14 protein-coding genes are annotated in these 14,822 nt (G+C 72.0%); 8 read left to right on the forward strand and 6 right to left on the reverse strand.

Annotated elements, in window-relative coordinates:
* Nucleotides 1–35: 35 nt before the first annotated feature.
* From ACZ7L7_RS19015 to ACZ7L7_RS19035, 5 genes are all read left to right on the forward strand, one after another.
* Complete coding sequence (locus ACZ7L7_RS19015; protein ID WP_285515682.1) at nucleotides 36–857, forward strand: heme ABC transporter ATP-binding protein; 822 nt, start codon at nucleotides 36–38, stop codon at nucleotides 855–857.
* 126 nt (nucleotides 858–983) lie between these two features.
* Entirely contained in the window at nucleotides 984–2,120 is a 1,137-nt protein-coding gene (gene efeO / locus ACZ7L7_RS19020) for an iron uptake system protein EfeO (RefSeq protein WP_093723042.1), read from the forward strand.
* 9 nt (nucleotides 2,121–2,129) lie between these two features.
* Nucleotides 2,130–3,356, forward strand: coding sequence for an iron uptake transporter deferrochelatase/peroxidase subunit (efeB, locus tag ACZ7L7_RS19025; RefSeq protein WP_285515684.1), 1,227 nt, complete (start codon nucleotides 2,130–2,132; stop codon nucleotides 3,354–3,356).
* Between the two features lie 4 nt (nucleotides 3,357–3,360).
* Complete coding sequence (gene efeU, locus ACZ7L7_RS19030; RefSeq protein ID WP_453605245.1) at nucleotides 3,361–4,233, forward strand: iron uptake transporter permease EfeU; 873 nt, start codon at nucleotides 3,361–3,363, stop codon at nucleotides 4,231–4,233.
* Nucleotides 4,193–5,188: an SCO2278 family lipoprotein gene (locus tag ACZ7L7_RS19035; RefSeq protein ID WP_285515686.1), complete on the forward strand. Its 996-nt coding sequence runs from the start codon at nucleotides 4,193–4,195 to the stop codon at nucleotides 5,186–5,188. Before efeU ends, ACZ7L7_RS19035 begins: the two co-directional genes overlap by 41 nt.
* Before the next feature lie 10 nt (nucleotides 5,189–5,198).
* Here ACZ7L7_RS19035 and ACZ7L7_RS19040 read toward each other — a convergent pair whose 3' ends face one another.
* Complete coding sequence (locus ACZ7L7_RS19040) at nucleotides 5,199–5,930, reverse strand: bifunctional DNA primase/polymerase (RefSeq protein ID WP_472076574.1); 732 nt, start codon at nucleotides 5,928–5,930, stop codon at nucleotides 5,199–5,201.
* A gap of 158 nt (nucleotides 5,931–6,088) precedes the next feature.
* The gene (locus tag ACZ7L7_RS19045; protein WP_285515688.1) at nucleotides 6,089–6,691 is read right to left on the reverse strand and encodes a TetR/AcrR family transcriptional regulator; all 603 of its coding nucleotides are present in this window, start codon (nucleotides 6,689–6,691) and stop codon (nucleotides 6,089–6,091) included.
* Between the two features lie 152 nt (nucleotides 6,692–6,843).
* On the opposite strand from ACZ7L7_RS19045, the gene ACZ7L7_RS19050 reads away from it, so the two are divergent.
* Nucleotides 6,844–7,035: a DUF6243 family protein gene (locus tag ACZ7L7_RS19050; protein ID WP_453605265.1), complete on the forward strand. Its 192-nt coding sequence runs from the start codon at nucleotides 6,844–6,846 to the stop codon at nucleotides 7,033–7,035.
* Here ACZ7L7_RS19050 and ACZ7L7_RS19055 read toward each other — a convergent pair.
* The 3 genes from ACZ7L7_RS19055 to ACZ7L7_RS19065 all read right to left on the reverse strand — a co-directional run bounded on the left by ACZ7L7_RS19055 (nucleotide 6,969) and on the right by ACZ7L7_RS19065 (nucleotide 10,841).
* Entirely contained in the window at nucleotides 6,969–8,033 is a 1,065-nt protein-coding gene (locus tag ACZ7L7_RS19055) for a small ribosomal subunit Rsm22 family protein (protein WP_472076576.1), read from the reverse strand. The genes ACZ7L7_RS19050 and ACZ7L7_RS19055 overlap by 67 nt on opposite strands.
* Before the next feature lie 196 nt (nucleotides 8,034–8,229).
* Nucleotides 8,230–9,420 carry a serine hydrolase domain-containing protein gene (locus ACZ7L7_RS19060; RefSeq protein WP_285515691.1) on the reverse strand — a complete coding sequence of 397 codons (1,191 nt, stop codon included), beginning with the start codon at nucleotides 9,418–9,420 and terminating at the stop codon, nucleotides 8,230–8,232.
* Entirely contained in the window at nucleotides 9,357–10,841 is a 1,485-nt protein-coding gene (locus ACZ7L7_RS19065) for a multidrug effflux MFS transporter (protein ID WP_472076578.1), read from the reverse strand. The genes ACZ7L7_RS19060 and ACZ7L7_RS19065 overlap by 64 nt, the downstream gene beginning before the upstream one ends.
* A gap of 88 nt (nucleotides 10,842–10,929) precedes the next feature.
* On the opposite strand from ACZ7L7_RS19065, the gene ACZ7L7_RS19070 reads away from it, so the two are divergent.
* Nucleotides 10,930–11,925, forward strand: coding sequence for a Gfo/Idh/MocA family protein (locus ACZ7L7_RS19070; RefSeq protein ID WP_453605254.1), 996 nt, complete (start codon nucleotides 10,930–10,932; stop codon nucleotides 11,923–11,925).
* 87 nt (nucleotides 11,926–12,012) lie between these two features.
* Here the strand turns inward: ACZ7L7_RS19070 and ACZ7L7_RS19075 are convergent, their stop codons facing one another.
* The gene (locus tag ACZ7L7_RS19075; RefSeq protein ID WP_472076580.1) at nucleotides 12,013–13,671 is read right to left on the reverse strand and encodes an alkaline phosphatase D family protein; all 1,659 of its coding nucleotides are present in this window, start codon (nucleotides 13,669–13,671) and stop codon (nucleotides 12,013–12,015) included.
* A gap of 145 nt (nucleotides 13,672–13,816) precedes the next feature.
* Here ACZ7L7_RS19075 and ACZ7L7_RS19080 point away from each other — a divergent pair, with 145 nt between their 5' ends.
* The gene (locus ACZ7L7_RS19080; RefSeq protein WP_453605256.1) at nucleotides 13,817–14,584 is read left to right on the forward strand and encodes an SDR family oxidoreductase; all 768 of its coding nucleotides are present in this window, start codon (nucleotides 13,817–13,819) and stop codon (nucleotides 14,582–14,584) included.
* Nucleotides 14,585–14,822 lie beyond the last annotated feature (238 nt).

Genomic DNA, 14,822 nt, shown 5'->3' on the forward strand with positions numbered 1-14,822 from the left:
TCAGTCCCTTTTCCCCTGCTCCGGAAGGCCCTCCCATGCGACTGCTCCGCTCCCGCCCCACTCCCCCACCTCCCGCCTCCCCCGGCGCCACCCTCGCCGAGGCCGAGGCTCTCCACGTCCGGCTCGGTACCCGCGACGTCCTCCACGGCGTCGACGTCGCCGTCCGCGCGGGCGAAGTGCTCGCGCTGGTCGGGCCCAACGGGGCCGGAAAGTCCACCCTGCTCGGCGCGCTGGCCGCCGACATCGCGCCCGCGCAAGGTGTCGTACGGATTCACGGGCGCCCCGCGCCCGACTGGTCCGCCCCCGAACTCGCCCTGCGCCGCGCGGTGTTGCCGCAGTCGTCCGCGCTGAGCTTTCCCTTCTCGGTGGAGGAGGTCGTACGGATGGGACGGGCGCCCTGGGCCGCGCTCGGTCTGGAGGACGACGACGCGGCCGTCGCCGAGGCGATGCGGCGCACCGAGGTGGCGGCGTTCGCGGCCCGCCCCTTCTCCGCGCTCAGCGGCGGTGAGCGCGCCCGCGTCGCCCTCGCCCGGGTCCTCGCGCAGCGCGCCCCGCTGCTGCTCCTCGACGAGCCCACCGCCGCCCTGGACCTGCGCCACCAGGAACTGGTGCTGCGGCTGTGCCGGGAGCGCGCGGCGGCCGGGGACGCCGTGGTCGTCGTCCTGCACGACCTCGGCCTGGCCGCCGCCTACGCCCACCGGGTGGCGATCCTGCGCGGCGGCCGGGTCGCCGCCGACGGGCCGCCCGAGGAGGTGTTCTCCGAGGAGTTGCTGTCCGAGGTGTACGACCAGCCCGTGGAAGTGCTTCCGCACCCGCGGACGGGTGGGATCCTCGTCACTCCTCGGAGGAATCTTTGACTCCCCTTTGGCGTGCCCATGGCCGCCCTTGACCAAATCAAGGCACTTCTTTTGAGACACGCCGAGTACGTTAGGTAAGCCTCACTTTACGTGAGGGTAATCATCCGGTCACTCACAGGAGCCCTCATGCGCCCCGCCAGACTCTCCGCCCTCGCCGCCACCGCCGTAGCGGCAGCCCTCACCGCAGTGACGGGCTGCACCGAGAAGGGCGGCGACGGCGACGGAGTCGTCCAGGTCACCGCGACCGACGACAAGTGCGAGGTCTCCACCAAGGAGTTCCCGGCCGGGCACGTCGAGCTGGCGATCGAGAACAAGGGCTCCAAGGTCACCGAGGTCTACATCCTCTTCCCCGACGACCGGGTCGTCACCGAGCGGGAGAACATAGGCCCCGGCACCAAGCAGCGCGTCACCGCCGAGGTGAAGCCCGGCGACTACCAGATCGCCTGCAAGCCCGGCATGAAGGGCGACGGCATCCGGCAGTCCGTCAAGGCCACCGGCAAGGGCGCCACTAAGCGCGACCCGCGGCTGGACAAGGCCGTCGCCGCCTACCGCCAGTACGCGCAGGCGCAGGCCGACGAGACCCTGCCGCTCGCCGAGGCCTTCGCGAAGGCGGTCAAGGACGGGGACGTCGAGGCCGCGAAGAAGGCGTACGCGCCCTCCCGCATCGGCTGGGAGCGCACCGAGCCGGTCGCCGAGTCCTTCGGTGACATCGACCCGAAGGTCGACCTCCGCGAGGACGGCCTGGAGGGCGACCAGGAGTGGACCGGCTGGCACCGGCTGGAGAAGTCCCTCTGGAAGGACAAGAAGATCACCGGGGAGGACAAGAAGCTCGCCGACCGGCTGATCACGGACCTGAAGGACTGGCAGAACCGGGTCGGCAAGGCCGAGATCACCCCGACCTCCATGGCCAACGGCGCCAAGGAACTCCTCGACGAGGTCGCCACCGGCAAGGTCACCGGTGAGGAGGAGCGCTACTCGCACACCGACCTGGTCGACTTCAAGGCCAACGTCGAGGGCGCCGAGAAGTCCTACGAGCTGCTCAAGCCGGTCGCCCAGGAGAACGACGCCGCCCTGACCACCGAACTGGACAAGCAGTTCGCGGCCCTGGACGCGCTCCTCGACAAGTACCGCGCGGACAAGGACTCCTACGAGTTCACCTCCTACGACAAGGTCGGCGCCGCCGACCGCAAGGAGCTGTCGGACGCGGTCAACGCGCTCGCCGAGCCGCTCTCCAAGCTCGCCGCCGCCGTCGTGACCAAGTAGGGGCACCTCATGACCTCCGAATCCCCCTCCCGCCGCGCCCTGCTCGGCTGGGGCGGCGCCGGGCTCGCGCTCGGCGCCGCCGCGGCCGGCGGTGCCGTCGCCATGGCCCGCACCAGCGAGGACGCCCCCGAGCCGGGGGGCGCCGTGCCCTTCCACGGCGCCCACCAGGCGGGCATCGCCACCCCCGTGCAGGACCGGCTGCACTTCGCCTCGTTCGACGTGCAGACCGAGGACCGGGCCGAGTTCGTGGCGATGCTGAAGGACTGGACGGCCGCCGCCCGCCGCATGACGGCCGGAAAGGCGGTCGGCGAGGGCGGGTTCGGCGGGCTGCCCGAGGCGCCGCCGGACGACACCGGCGAGGCGCTGGGCCTGAAGCCCTCGCGGCTGACCCTGACCATCGGCTTCGGCCCGTCCCTGTTCGAGAAGTTCGGCCTCGCCGACGCCCGCCCCGAGGCCCTGGTCGACCTGCCCAAGTTCGCGGGCGACAACCTCGACCGCGACCGCAGCGGCGGCGACCTGTGCGTCCAAGCGTGCGCGGACGACCCGCAGGTCGCGGTGCACGCCATCCGCAACCTGGCCCGCATCGGCTTCGGCAAGGTCGTCATCCGCTGGTCTCAGCTCGGCTTCGGCAAGACCTCCTCCACCACCCCGGAGGAGCAGACCCCGCGCAACCTCATGGGCTTCAAGGACGGCACCCGCAACATCGCGGGCACCGAGACGGACCGGCTGGAGAAGTTCGTCTGGGTCGGCGAGAAGGACGGGCCGGACTGGATGGTCGGCGGCTCCTACCTGGTGGCCCGGCGCATCCGCATGCACATCGAGACCTGGGACCGCACCTCGCTGCAGGAGCAGGAGGACATCTTCGGCCGCGACAAGGGCGAGGGCGCCCCGGTCGGCAAGGCCAAGGAACGCGACGAGCCGTTCCTGAAGGCGATGAAGCCCGACGCGCACGTCCGGCTCGCCCACCCCGACTCCAACGACGGGGCGACGATCCTGCGCCGCGGCTACTCCTTCACCGACGGAACCGACGGACTGGGCCGCCTGGACGCGGGCCTGTTCTTCCTCGCGTACCAGAAGGACGTGCGCCGGGGCTTCATCCCCATCCAGCGCAGCCTCGCCACCGACGCGCTCAACGAGTACATCCAGCACGTGGGTTCGGCGGTCTACGCCATCCCGCCCGGCGTCCGCGACAAGGACGACTGGTGGGGCCGGGCACTGTTCGAGGGAAAGGCGTAGGACCGTGTTCGCGAACTATCTGATCGGCCTGCGCGAGGGGCTGGAGGCCAGCCTCGTCGTCTGCATCCTCGTCGCCTACCTGGTCAAGACCGGCCGCCGGGACGCGCTGAAGCCGGTGTGGACCGGCATCGCCATCGCGGTGGCGCTCGCCCTGGGCTTCGGCTGCGCCCTCGAATTCGGCTCCCAGGAGCTGACGTTCGAGGCGCAGGAGGCGCTCGGCGGCACCCTGTCGATCCTCGCCGTCGGCCTGGTGACGTGGATGGTGTTCTGGATGCGGCGCACCGCCCGGCACCTGAAGGCCGAACTGCACGGCAAGCTGGACGCCGCCCTGGAGATCGGCACCGGCGCCCTGGTCGCCACGGCGTTCCTGGCGGTGGGCCGGGAGGGCCTGGAGACGGCGCTGTTCGTGTGGACGTCGGTGCGCGCGGCCGGCGAGGGCTCCTCGGACCCGGTGATCGGGGCGCTCCTCGGCCTGGCCACCGCGGTGCTGATGGGCTGGCTGTTCTACCGGGGCGCGCTGCGCATCAACCTGGCGAAGTTCTTCACCTGGACCGGCGGCATGCTGGTCGTGGTCGCGGCGGGCGTGCTGGCGTACGGCTTCCACGACCTGCAGGAGGCCGACTGGCTGCCGGGTCTGACGGACAAGGCCTTCGACATCACCGGGACGATTCCGCCGGACAGTTGGTACGGCACGCTGCTGAAGGGCGTGTTCAACTTCCAGCCCGATCCGACCGTTCTCCAGGTCACGGTGTGGCTGCTGTACCTGGTCCCGACGCTCGCGCTGTTCCTCGCCCCGGTAGGGTTCGCCTCCGGGAAGGGGAAGGTGGAGCAACCCGATGAGCACGGATCGCGGCCCTCGCAGGCTGAGCAGTCTTGACCGGAGGATGCTGGTAGCGGCCTCCGTGACCGCTTTGTCGTTGACGGCGAGCGGGTGCGTGGTGGTCCACGGGGAGAACGAGATGATCCCCGCGGCCACCCGGGCCGAGGCCGCCGAGGCCCTGAAGGAGTTCACGGCCGCCTACAACGCGGCCGACAAGGCGTACGACAGTTCCCTGGACGCCGACCATGTCACCGGCGCCCTCGGGGACATCGACGAGGCGCGGCTGAAGGCGGGCCGGGCGAACAACCCGGGCGGCAACTCCGCCCACTCGCCCCTGGAGTTCACGGACGCCCAGTTCACAATCCCGAAGAAGCCGGGCTGGCCGCGCTGGTTCCTGGCCAACGCCAAGGGCAACCGCGGCGGTGACTCCCGGTGGCTGCTGGTGTTCACCCGGGACGCGCTGGACGCGCCGTGGGAGGTCGCGTACCTGACGCTGGTGGCGCCGGACGATCTGCCGGAGTTCAAGAAGGACACGGACGGCTGGGCCGAGGCGGTGGACCCCAACACCGCCGAACTGGCCATAGCGCCGCAGGACTTGAGCAAGCGTTACACGGACTACCTCAAGGACGGCGGGCGGACCTTCGCGGACGGCAGCCACACCTCCGGCTGGCGCGAGAAGCGCGAGCAGAACGCCGAACGGCCGGGTCTGGTCACGCAGTACATCGACGAACCGCTCACCGCGGGCGACTACGCGCCGCTCGCGCTGCGCACGGCGGACGGCGGGGCGCTGGTGTTCTTCACCACGCGCCACTTCCAGAAGCAGACGGCCGCCCCGGGCACCTCGGTGCCGGCCCCGAACAAGAATGTGCGGGCGCTCACGAAGGGCGAGATCAAGCAGTCGCTGACGATGGAGTTCGTCTCCAACGAGGTGGCGCTCGACCCGATGCGGGGCTCGGACACGGTGTCGGTACTGGGCCGGATCGAGGGTCTGACGGGCGCGAAGGGCGAGTAGCGCCGCCGGGTCAGCGCCGGGTGGGCCAGGCGGTGTGGGCGTGGTCGTCGCTGTCCTGGCCGGCGTGGCGGGCGCCGACGTCGGTGAGGACCTCCAGCAGGCTGAGCGGGTCCGGCAGCGGATGCTCGGGGCCGCGTACCCAGCGCACGCCCTGGTCGTCGCCGGGGAGCCGGGCGGGCGGTACGAGGACGTAGGAACCGCGGCAGTGCCAGCGCAGGCCCGGGTGCTCGTCCATGGTCTCGGGGTGGCAGTCCAGCTCGCAGGGCCACCACTCGTCCTCGTCCTCGGGGGTGCCCCGGGTGAGGGTGAAGAAGAGCATGCGGCCGTCGTCGCTCTCGGCGACCGGTCCGACGTCGACGCCCGCTTCGAGGAGGCGGTCGAGGGCCTCGCGGCCGGCGTCGAGAGGGACGTCGAGCACGTCGTGGGTCATGCCGGTGGCGGTGATGAAGTTGGCCTGCGGCTGGTGGCGGGCCCAGCGCTCGATCTGCGCGTGGTCGGTGGTGGACTGCGTCTGCCAGGCGAACGACACCGGGTGCCGGCCGGGGGTGGGACAGCCGACGCGGTCGCAGGAACAGCCGTAGCCGGGGGCGGGGTGAGCGGCGGGTGCGAGCGGCAGTCCGGCGGAGGCGGCGGCGAGCAGCAGGGCCTCTCGGCCGCCGTCGTCGGCGGCCTGCTCGGGGCGGCGGCGCAGCCACCGCGAGAGTTTGCCCGTCAGACTCCGGTCGCCGAACTCCGCGCTCATCTATCCCCTCGCCTCGCTGTCGTGCGGAACAGCATGCCTTATGGTCCCACCATCGCGCGCTCCGGGGGGCCGTAGCAGACAACAGGGGTAGGTGGGACGAGGCGGGGATCAACCGTCATCGCACGCTTTGCCACGATTTATGGTGTGCGCTGCCTCACTCAGCGGGGCGCGAGTCCGTACAGGGCGTAGTCGACGAGGGTGTCGGTGTACTCGTAGGAGATGGGCCCGGAGTACTGCAGCCAGCGCTGGGCGAGCGGGGAGACGAACAGTTCGAGGGCGATGCGGGGGTCGATGTCGGGGCGTACGTCCCCGGCCTCCTGGGCGGAGCGCAGTCGGGCGACGTAGAGCTGGAGCGAGGGTTCGAGCAGCTTCTCGACGAATTTCCGGCCCAGCTCCTCGTTGACGACACCCTCGGCGGCGAGGGCGCGTGAGGGTGCCTCGAAGCGGGGGTCCTTCAGCTCGTCGACGGTGGCGCGCAGGACGGCCTTGAGGTCGGCGGCGAGGTCGCCGGTGTCGGGGATGCCGGACGACTCTCCCCCGGCCTGCTCCCCGAGGTCGAGGAAGGCCTCCATCAGCACCTCGGCCTTGGACGACCACCACCGGTAGATGGTCTGCTTGCCGACTCCGGCGCGGGCGGCGATCCCCTCGATGGTCGTCTTCGGGTACCCGACCTCCGCGACGAGGGCGAGGGCGGCGTCGTAGATGGCGCGGCGTGACTTCGCGCTGCGGCGGGTGGAGTCGGGGGCGACGTTCTTGGCCATGGGCCCGAATTTATCAGGTTGACAAGACGGTGCGTCTCGCTGGAGGGTGAGGGGGTGGATTTATCGAGACGATACGTCTCGTTCTGATCCCAGGATTGCTGATGACCTGTAACGACTGAGAGGAGCCGGCGATGACGCACGGCAGCGGAAGCATGCTCGGAGTGGGCGGGACGCGGAAGAACCTGGGACGGGACGCGCTGCGAGGCGGCGCCCGGGGCGGCAAGGTCGGCGGCGGGCCGGACCCGCAGGCCCAGAAGCGCGAGCTGCTGAGGAAGCTTCAGGAGCGCAGAGGGGAGGCCGGGGGCCAGGGGTCGCCCCAGTCGGCGTCGCGGGCGGACTTGTAGAGGTCGCCGTGGCGTTTGGTGACGGTGGCGCGGGCGAGGGCGGGTGCGGCCTCGACGCCGGTCCCGGCATCGGCGCCGGTCCCGGTCTCGGGTCCGGTCCCGGTCTCGGGTCCGGTCCCGCAGAGGTCGAGGAGGACCTGGCCCTTGCGGATCTGCGGTTTGCGGACGATCCGGGAGGGGGCGGGGGCGACCGGGAAGCGGGCGGCGGCGACGTAGGCGAACTTCTCGTCCTCGTAGGCGAGGGAGCCGCCCTTGACCTGGCGGTGCAGGGAGGACCGGCTGACCCGCGCCGAGAAGTGGCACCAGTCGGTGCCGGGGGCGATGGGGCAGGCGGCGCTGTGGGGGCAGGGGGCGGCGATCCGGAAACCGGCGTCGACGAGCCGTTCCCGGGCCTCGATGATCCGGGTGTAGCCGTCGGGAGTACCGGGCTCGACGATGACGACGGCCTGCGCGGCGGAGGCGGCGGTGTCGACGAGGGTGGCGCGGTCGGCCTCGGGGAGTTCGTTGAGCACGTAGGAAATGGTGACGAGGTCGGTGCTCTCGATGGAGAGCGCCGATCCGATACGAGAGCGCTGCCAACGGACGTCCCGCAGGTCGGGATGGGCGGCGGCGATCTCCCGTCCGAGGGCGAGCGCGGGCTCGGCCCAGTCGAGCACGGTGACGGGGCGCGGGCCTGGCCAGGTGGCGCCGACGGCCCAGGTCGCGGCACCGGTACCGCCACCGACGTCGACGTGGCTGCCCGGCACCCACTCGGGAGCGGCGTCCGCGAGCGCCTCCAGCGCGGCCCGCACCGCCTCGAAGGTGGCGGGCATCCGGTACGCGGCGTAGGCGGCGACATCGGCGCGGTCCCGGAGGATGGGCGCGTCGGTGGGCGTGGCCCCGCGGTAGTTGGCGATCAGCCGCTCCACCGCGGCCGCGGCCTGGCGGGCGGGAAGCCCGTCCAGCAGTCCGTCGAGAGCGGTGCGCAATGTCTCGGCCGAGGCCCCGGGGTCGTTCACCCGGCGATTCTATTCCGGCGGAGGGGGCGGGCCGACGGCCTGCCGAGCCCGTACGCGGCCACCCCTGAGCGGCCACCCCTGAGTGGGCGGCCGACCGCTCGCGCGCCGGGCGGGCCGCCCGAGCCGCCGGCCCCGTACGCCGAAGTACGCCCACCACGCGCCGGTAGCTCGTGACGCACCCGTGCGGCCGTGCCGCTCACCGCTCCCGCACAGCCCGCGCCACCCGACTCGCGGCCGCCGCGCGCGGCCGGTTGTCGGCCGGCCGGCGCCTCGGATGGACCGTGTTCGCCAGCAGCACGAGGAACGTGTCCGTCGCCCGGTCCAGGAGCAGCATCGTGCCGGTGAAGCCCGTATGGCCCGCGGCGCCCCGCCCCGCCAGTTCCCCCATGAACCACTCCTGGTCCAGGGCGAAGCCCAGGCCCGGGGGGTCCAGGAGGAGTTCCACGAAGTCGGGGCCCAGGATGCGCGCGGGGCCGTAGGAGCCGCCGGACAGCAGGGTCCGGCAGAAGATCGCCAGGTCGCGGGCGGTGGAGAAGAGGCCCGCGTGGCCCGCCACGCCGCCGAGCGCCCAGGCGTTCTCGTCGTGGACCACGCCCCGCAGCATCCCCCGGTCCGCCTTGGCCCACGGCCGCCGCTGGTCCTCGGTGGCCGCCGCGCCGGGGCACGGGCCGAAGTGGGTGGAGGTCATCCCGAGGGGACGGGTGATGCCGTCGTGGACGAGGGTGTCCAGGCCGCGCCCCGTGATGCGCTCCAGGACGTGCTGGAGGAGCAGCATGTTGAGGTCGGAGTAGCAGTACGTGCCCGGCACCCCGATCGGCACCTCTGCCTGGAGCCGCGCCAGCCGTTCCTCGTCGTCCGCGCAGTCGTACAGCGGGAGTTCGGGCCGCAGCCCCGAGGTGTGCGTCAGCAGTTGCCGTACCGTCACCCCGTGCCGTGCCGCGCCCCGGAAGTCCGGCAGGTACGCCCCGACCTCCGCGTCCACCCCGAGCGTCCCGCGCTCGATCTGCTGCACCGCGGCCACGGCGGTGAACAGCTTCGTCACGGACGCCAGGTCGAAGGGGGTGCCCACGGTCATCGGGACGCGGGCCGAGGGCGGGAGTTCCACACCCCTGTCCGGCCCCGGGTCGTACGAGGCGTAGCGGACCGCCCAGCCCGCCGCCTCCTCCACGGCCACGCAGGGGCCGCGTCCGGCGATCACCACCGCGCCCGCCGCCCACGGGCGTTCGCCCTCGGTCAGCTCGTGGACCTCGCGGACCAGGTGCCCGAGTTCCCCGGGGTCCAGACCCGCCCGCTCCGGTGTGCCGGCGCGCAGTTTCGGTGCGCTCAGCTCCCCGCTCCCTCCACGCCGGATCCCTCCACGCCGGACCGCCTGCTCCAGGGACGGCACATTCCCACGAAGCAGCCCACCGCCACCAGTGCGGCCACCAGTTGGACCACCGCCATCGGCACGGCCGTGTCCTCACCGGCCACTCCCACCAGCGGCGACGCCACCGCACCGACCAGGAAGGACGTCGTACCGAGCAGCGCGGACGCCGCCCCGGCCGCCCGCTTGGTGCGCAGCAGGGCGAGGGTCTGCGTGTTGGGCATGGTCACACCCATGGCGGACATCAGCACGAACAGCGCCGCCGCCACCGGCACCAGACCCACCTCGCCGAACACCCCGGTCGCCATCAGCAGCAGCGCGGTCGCCGCGAGCAGCACCACGCCGAGCCCCGTGGCCAGTACGGCGTCCAGGCTGACCCGGCCGACGAGCACCTTGCCGTTGATCTGACCCACGATCACCAGCCCGACGGAGTTCAGCCCGAACAGCAGGCTGAAGGTCTGCGGGGAGGCGCCGTAGATCTCCTGCACCACGAACGGCGAGGCCGAGATGTACGCGAACAGCGCGGCGAAGGCGAACCCGCCGGTCAACATGTACCCGGCGAAGACACGGTCGGCGAGCAGCCCGCGCATCGAGCGCAGCGCCTCGCGCCCGCCGCCCTGGTGCCGGTCGGCCTCGTCGAGCGTCTCGGGCAGCCGCGCCCACACCAGCAGGGCCAGCAGCGCGCCCACGACGGTCAGGACGACGAACACACCCCGCCAGTCCGTCACCCGCAGGATCTGCCCGCCGATGAGCGGCGCCACGATCGGCGCGACGCCGGAGATCAACATAAGGGTGGAGAAGAAGCGGGCCATCGCCACGCCGTCGTAGAGGTCGCGTACGACGGCCCGCGCGATGACGATCCCGGCGGCGCCCGCGAGTCCCTGCGCGAGCCGGAAGGCGACCAGGAACTCGACGGTGGGCGCGAGCGCGCACAGCGCGGTGGCGAGGACGTACACGGCGAGCCCGATGAGCAGGGGACGCCGGCGCCCCCAGCGGTCGCTCATCGGGCCGACCACCAACTGCCCGAGCGCCATTCCGGCCAGGCAGGTGGTGAGGGTGAGCTGGACGGTCGCGGCGGGCGCGCCGAGGGCCCCGGTGACCTGCGGGAGGGCCGGGAGGTACATGTCCATCGCCAGCGGGGGCGTGGCGGTCAGCCCGCCGAGGATGAAGGTGACCAGCAGGGATGTGCGCCGGACGGCACCCCTGTCCGCGCTGCTCGGTGCGGCCGCCCGCGCGCCTTTCGCCGCGGATGCCGCACCGTTCGATGCGGATGCCGCACCCTTCGCCGCGGATGCCGCACCGTTCGATGCGGATGCCGCACCCTTCGCCGCGGATGCCGCGCCGTTCGATGCGGATGCCGCGCCCTTCGCCGTGCATGTCTCGCCGTTGGCCGTGGATGTGTCGCCGTTCGATGCGGATGCCTCGCACGCCCCGCTCTCGGGCATGTGCCCTCCCTCTTTTCGCGATCCGCCACCTATGCTCTCAGCTCGAACACAGTGCCGAGGGTCAGTAAAGCAAGGGTGGGGTTCGACGATGGTGGAGCAGAAGGTGCGCTGGGGCATCCTGGCGACCGGGGGAATCGCGGCCACGTTCGCGGCGGATCTGGTGGACCTGCCGGACGCCGAGCTGGTCGCGGTGGCCTCGCGCTCGCAGGCGTCGGCGGACGCCTTCGCGGAGCGGTTCGGGATCGGCCGGGCGTACGGCGACTGGGACTCGCTCGCGGCGGACGAGGACATCGATGTCGTCTACGTCGCCACCCCGCACTCGGCGCACCGCGCGGCGGCGGGCCTGTGCCTGGAGGCCGGGCGGAACGTGCTGTGCGAGAAGCCCTTCACGCTGAACCTGCGGGAGGCGGAGGAACTGGTCGCCCTGGCACGGGATCGCGGGCGCTTCCTGATGGAGGCGATGTGGATGTACTGCAATCCGATGGTCCGCAGGCTGAAGGCGCTGGTGGACGACGGGGCGATCGGCGAGGTGCGCAGTGTGTCGGCGGACTTCGGGATAGCCGGCCCCTTCCCGGCCTCGCACCGGCTGCGCGACCCCGCGCAGGGCGGGGGCGCGCTGCTCGATCTCGGCGTGTACCCGGTGTCGTTCGCGCAGTTGCTGCTCGGTGAGCCCTCGGACATCACGGCGAGAGCGGCGCTCTCCGAAGAGGGCGTCGATCTCCAGACGGGTGCGGTGCTCTCCTGGGAGAGCGGCGCTCTCGCTTCGGTGCACTGCTCCATCGTCGGCGGTACGGCGACGGCGGCCTCGGTGACCGGTTCCCAGGGCCGTATCGACATCCCGCACGGCTTCTTCTTCCCGGACCACTTCGTCCTCCACCGCGACGGCCGCGACCCGGAGAAGTTCCTCGCCGACCCGGCCGACGGCCCGCACACCAGCATGCGCCACGAGGCCATCGAGGTGATGCGCGCCCTGCGGGCGGGCGAGACGGAGTCCCCGGTGGTCCCCCTGGACGGCACCCTCGCGGTGATGCGGACGCTGGACGCGATCCGGGAGCGGATCGGGGTGCGGTACCCGGGGGAATAGGGCGAGCGGGCGGGAGCCCGGAAGCCGGGGCACAGGGCGAGCGGGCCGGAGCCCGGCGCGCTCACGCGGGCGTCAGCGGGGGCGTGCTCACGCGGGCTTCAGCCCCGGCTCCCCCGCCTCCGTCACAAAGGACGCGGCCGTGCTGATCGGCGCCCCCGGCGCGGTCACGTACGGCACCGTCCGGAAGTCCGCCCGCGCCACCGACTCGTCGAGCGTGACGGTCACATAGCCGCGCCGCCCGTCGTAGAACCGCAGATGCGGGTTGGCGGCCACATAGGTATCCCAGTTGGCGGGCCGCTCGGCCCCGTCCCGCCCGCTGGCGATGGAGGTCGCCACGATCTCGGTGCCGCGCACCCGCGAGGACGGGTCGTCGAAGTCGTCCTTGATGTCGAAGGCGTACCCCACATGGACGTCGCCGGTGAGCACCATCAGGTTGGCGACGCCGGCGGCCCGCGCCCCGTCCAGCACCCGGCGGCGCGAGGCCCGATAACCGTCCCAGGCATCCATGGACACCCGGGACGGCTCCACCACGTCGAACTTGCGCTGCGAGAAGACGACCTGCTGAGGAACGACGTTCCACACGGCCTCCGAGTCCCGCCACCCGTCCAGCAGCCACCGCTCCTGCGTCCGGCCGGTCATGGTGCGCGCCGGGTCGTCGACCTCGGGCCCGGGCACCTTGGCGCCGTCGCCCTGGGCCTGGTTGCTGCGGTACTGCCGGGTGTCGAGCACGTCGAACTGGGCCAGCCGCCCCCAGTGCAGCCGCCGGTAGAGCCGCATGTCGGGCCCCTGCGGAAGATGGAAGGGCCGCAGCGGCTGGTGCTCCCAGTAGGCGCGGTAGGCGGAGGCGCGGCGCAGCAGGAACTCCTCCGGCGGCACGCTGTTCTCCGGGGTGTCGCCCGCGTAGTTGTTCTCGGTCTCATGGTCGTCCCAGGTGACGACGAAGGGGTGCGCGGCGTGCGCGGCGCGCAGATCGGGGTCGGTCTTGTAGAGGGCGTACCGCAGGCGGTAGTCCTCCAGGGTCAGGGTCTCCCGGTTGAAGACGGCGGGCAGGGCGCGGTCGGTGTAGTTCCGGGCACCGCCGACGGCGTTGACGGCGTACTCGTACAGGTAGTCGCCGAGATGGAAGACGACGTCGACGCCGTCGTCGTCGGCGAGATGCGCGTACGGGGTGAAGTAGCCGTCGTGGTACGCCTGACAGGAGACGGCGGCCAGTTTCATCCCGGAGACGGTGTCGCCGGGTCCGGGGGCGGTGCGGGTACGGCCGGTCCCGGAGATCCAGGCGCCCGCCCGGAAGCGGTAGTAGTACACGCGGCCGGCGTCGAGCTCGCCCACCTCGACGTGGACGGTGTGCCGGAACTCGGGGTGCGCGAGCGTGTCACCGCGTCTGACGACGCGTCGGAACTCGGGGTCCTGGGCCAGTTCCCAGTACACGGTGACGCGCTCGTCGGGCAGTCCGCCGTCGGGCGCGAAGGGTTCGGGGGCCAGCCGGGTCCACAGCAGGACCGAGTCGGGCCGCGGGTCGCCGGAGGCGACCCCGAGGGTGAACGGGTCGTCGCCGATCCGCGCGGCGTCCAGCTCGGCGGCGGCCGCGGCGCCGGCGGTGGGCAGGTGCACCGCGAAGGCCAGCGCGGCGGCGGCACCGGTGCCGGTGAGGAACCGGCGGCGGCCCAAGTGGCGGGCCGCCGCACGCAGTTCGGCGGTGTGGCGGGACGAGGTGTGCTGGGACGAGTGGGCGTCGAGTGGCATCCGGTCCTCCCCTGACGAAGTGAACGCATCAGGGATTGCACCGGCCGCGAACGACTCCCGATTGGCGCGTACACAACACCCATATGGCGGATGAATGAGTTCCGAATGGCGGACTCTCCCAGACCCTCCCGTACCCTCCGGACCCATGAACACGAAGCGAACGGACAGGCCGAAGGTGGCCGTGGTGACCGGCGCGGGCTCCGGAATCGGACGCGCGGTGGCCGAGGAACTGCTGCACGCGGGCTGGTCGGTGGCGCTGGCGGGCCGCCGCGCCGAGAACCTGGAGGAGACGGCGGCACGGGTACCGGGGAGTGATTGCCTCCCCGTACCCACGGACGTGTCGCACCAGGAGGACGTGGCCGCCCTGTTCGCGGCGACGGTGGACCGGTTCGGGCGGGTGGACCTGCTGTTCAACAACGCCGGGACGTTCGGCCCGGGCGGGGTGCCGGTGGAGGAACTGCCGTACGAGGCGTGGCGGCACGTGGTGGACACCAACCTCAACGGGGCGTTCCTGTGCGCGCAGGAGGCGTACCGCCGGATGAAGGAGCAGACCCCGCAGGGCGGCCGCATCATCAACAACGGCTCGATCTCGGCGCACACACCGCGCCCGCACTCGGTCGCGTACACGGCGACCAAGCACGCCCTGACGGGCCTGACGAAGTCCCTGTCCCTGGACGGCCGCCCGTACAACATCGCGGTGGGCCAGATCGACATCGGCAACGCGGCAACCGACATGACGGCCCGCATGCAGACCGGCGCGCTCCAGGCGAACGGCGAGATGGCGCCGGAACCGGTGATGGACGTGGCGGACGTGGCGCGCACGGTGCGTCACATGGCGGAACTGCCACTGGAGGCGAACGTGCAGTTCGCGACGGTGTTGGCGACGGCGATGCCGTACGTGGGCCGGGGCTAGTCCGAGTCCTGGACGCCGCGCCCTCCGATTTACACAACCGGAATTTGACCGTCCGCTCCATTGCGGCCGGTCAAAGACATATGCTCAACTCTCCTCCACAAGAACTTCACAGTTGGAGTGGAGGGCTTCCACTGAGCCATACCGAGGGGGGAGACGGCAGCCGCTCCACGGCACGGGTTGGGGGTGGGCCTCGCGCGGGACCGCGGGGTACACACCGTGCCGTGGACGGCTGCCGTAC

Source organism: Streptomyces sp. NPDC110618, assembly GCF_055657065.1.

Bases quoted from the DNA above. Each gene is read 5' to 3' on its own strand.
- ACZ7L7_RS19015 (WP_285515682.1), top strand. From the start codon at position 36: ATGCGACTGCTCCGCTCCCGCCCCACTCCCCCACCTCCCGCCTCCCCC.
- efeO (WP_093723042.1), top strand. From the start codon at position 984: ATGCGCCCCGCCAGACTCTCCGCCCTCGCCGCCACCGCCGTAGCGGCA.
- efeB (WP_285515684.1), top strand. From the start codon at position 2,130: ATGACCTCCGAATCCCCCTCCCGCCGCGCCCTGCTCGGCTGGGGCGGC.
- ACZ7L7_RS19035 (WP_285515686.1), top strand. From the start codon at position 4,193: ATGAGCACGGATCGCGGCCCTCGCAGGCTGAGCAGTCTTGACCGGAGG.
- ACZ7L7_RS19040 (WP_472076574.1), bottom strand. From the start codon at position 5,930: ATGAGCGCGGAGTTCGGCGACCGGAGTCTGACGGGCAAACTCTCGCGG.
- ACZ7L7_RS19045 (WP_285515688.1), bottom strand. From the start codon at position 6,691: ATGGCCAAGAACGTCGCCCCCGACTCCACCCGCCGCAGCGCGAAGTCA.
- ACZ7L7_RS19050 (WP_453605265.1), top strand. From the start codon at position 6,844: ATGCTCGGAGTGGGCGGGACGCGGAAGAACCTGGGACGGGACGCGCTG.
- ACZ7L7_RS19065 (WP_472076578.1), bottom strand. From the start codon at position 10,841: ATGCCCGAGAGCGGGGCGTGCGAGGCATCCGCATCGAACGGCGACACA.
- ACZ7L7_RS19070 (WP_453605254.1), top strand. From the start codon at position 10,930: ATGGTGGAGCAGAAGGTGCGCTGGGGCATCCTGGCGACCGGGGGAATC.
- ACZ7L7_RS19075 (WP_472076580.1), bottom strand. From the start codon at position 13,671: ATGCCACTCGACGCCCACTCGTCCCAGCACACCTCGTCCCGCCACACC.
- ACZ7L7_RS19080 (WP_453605256.1), top strand. From the start codon at position 13,817: ATGAACACGAAGCGAACGGACAGGCCGAAGGTGGCCGTGGTGACCGGC.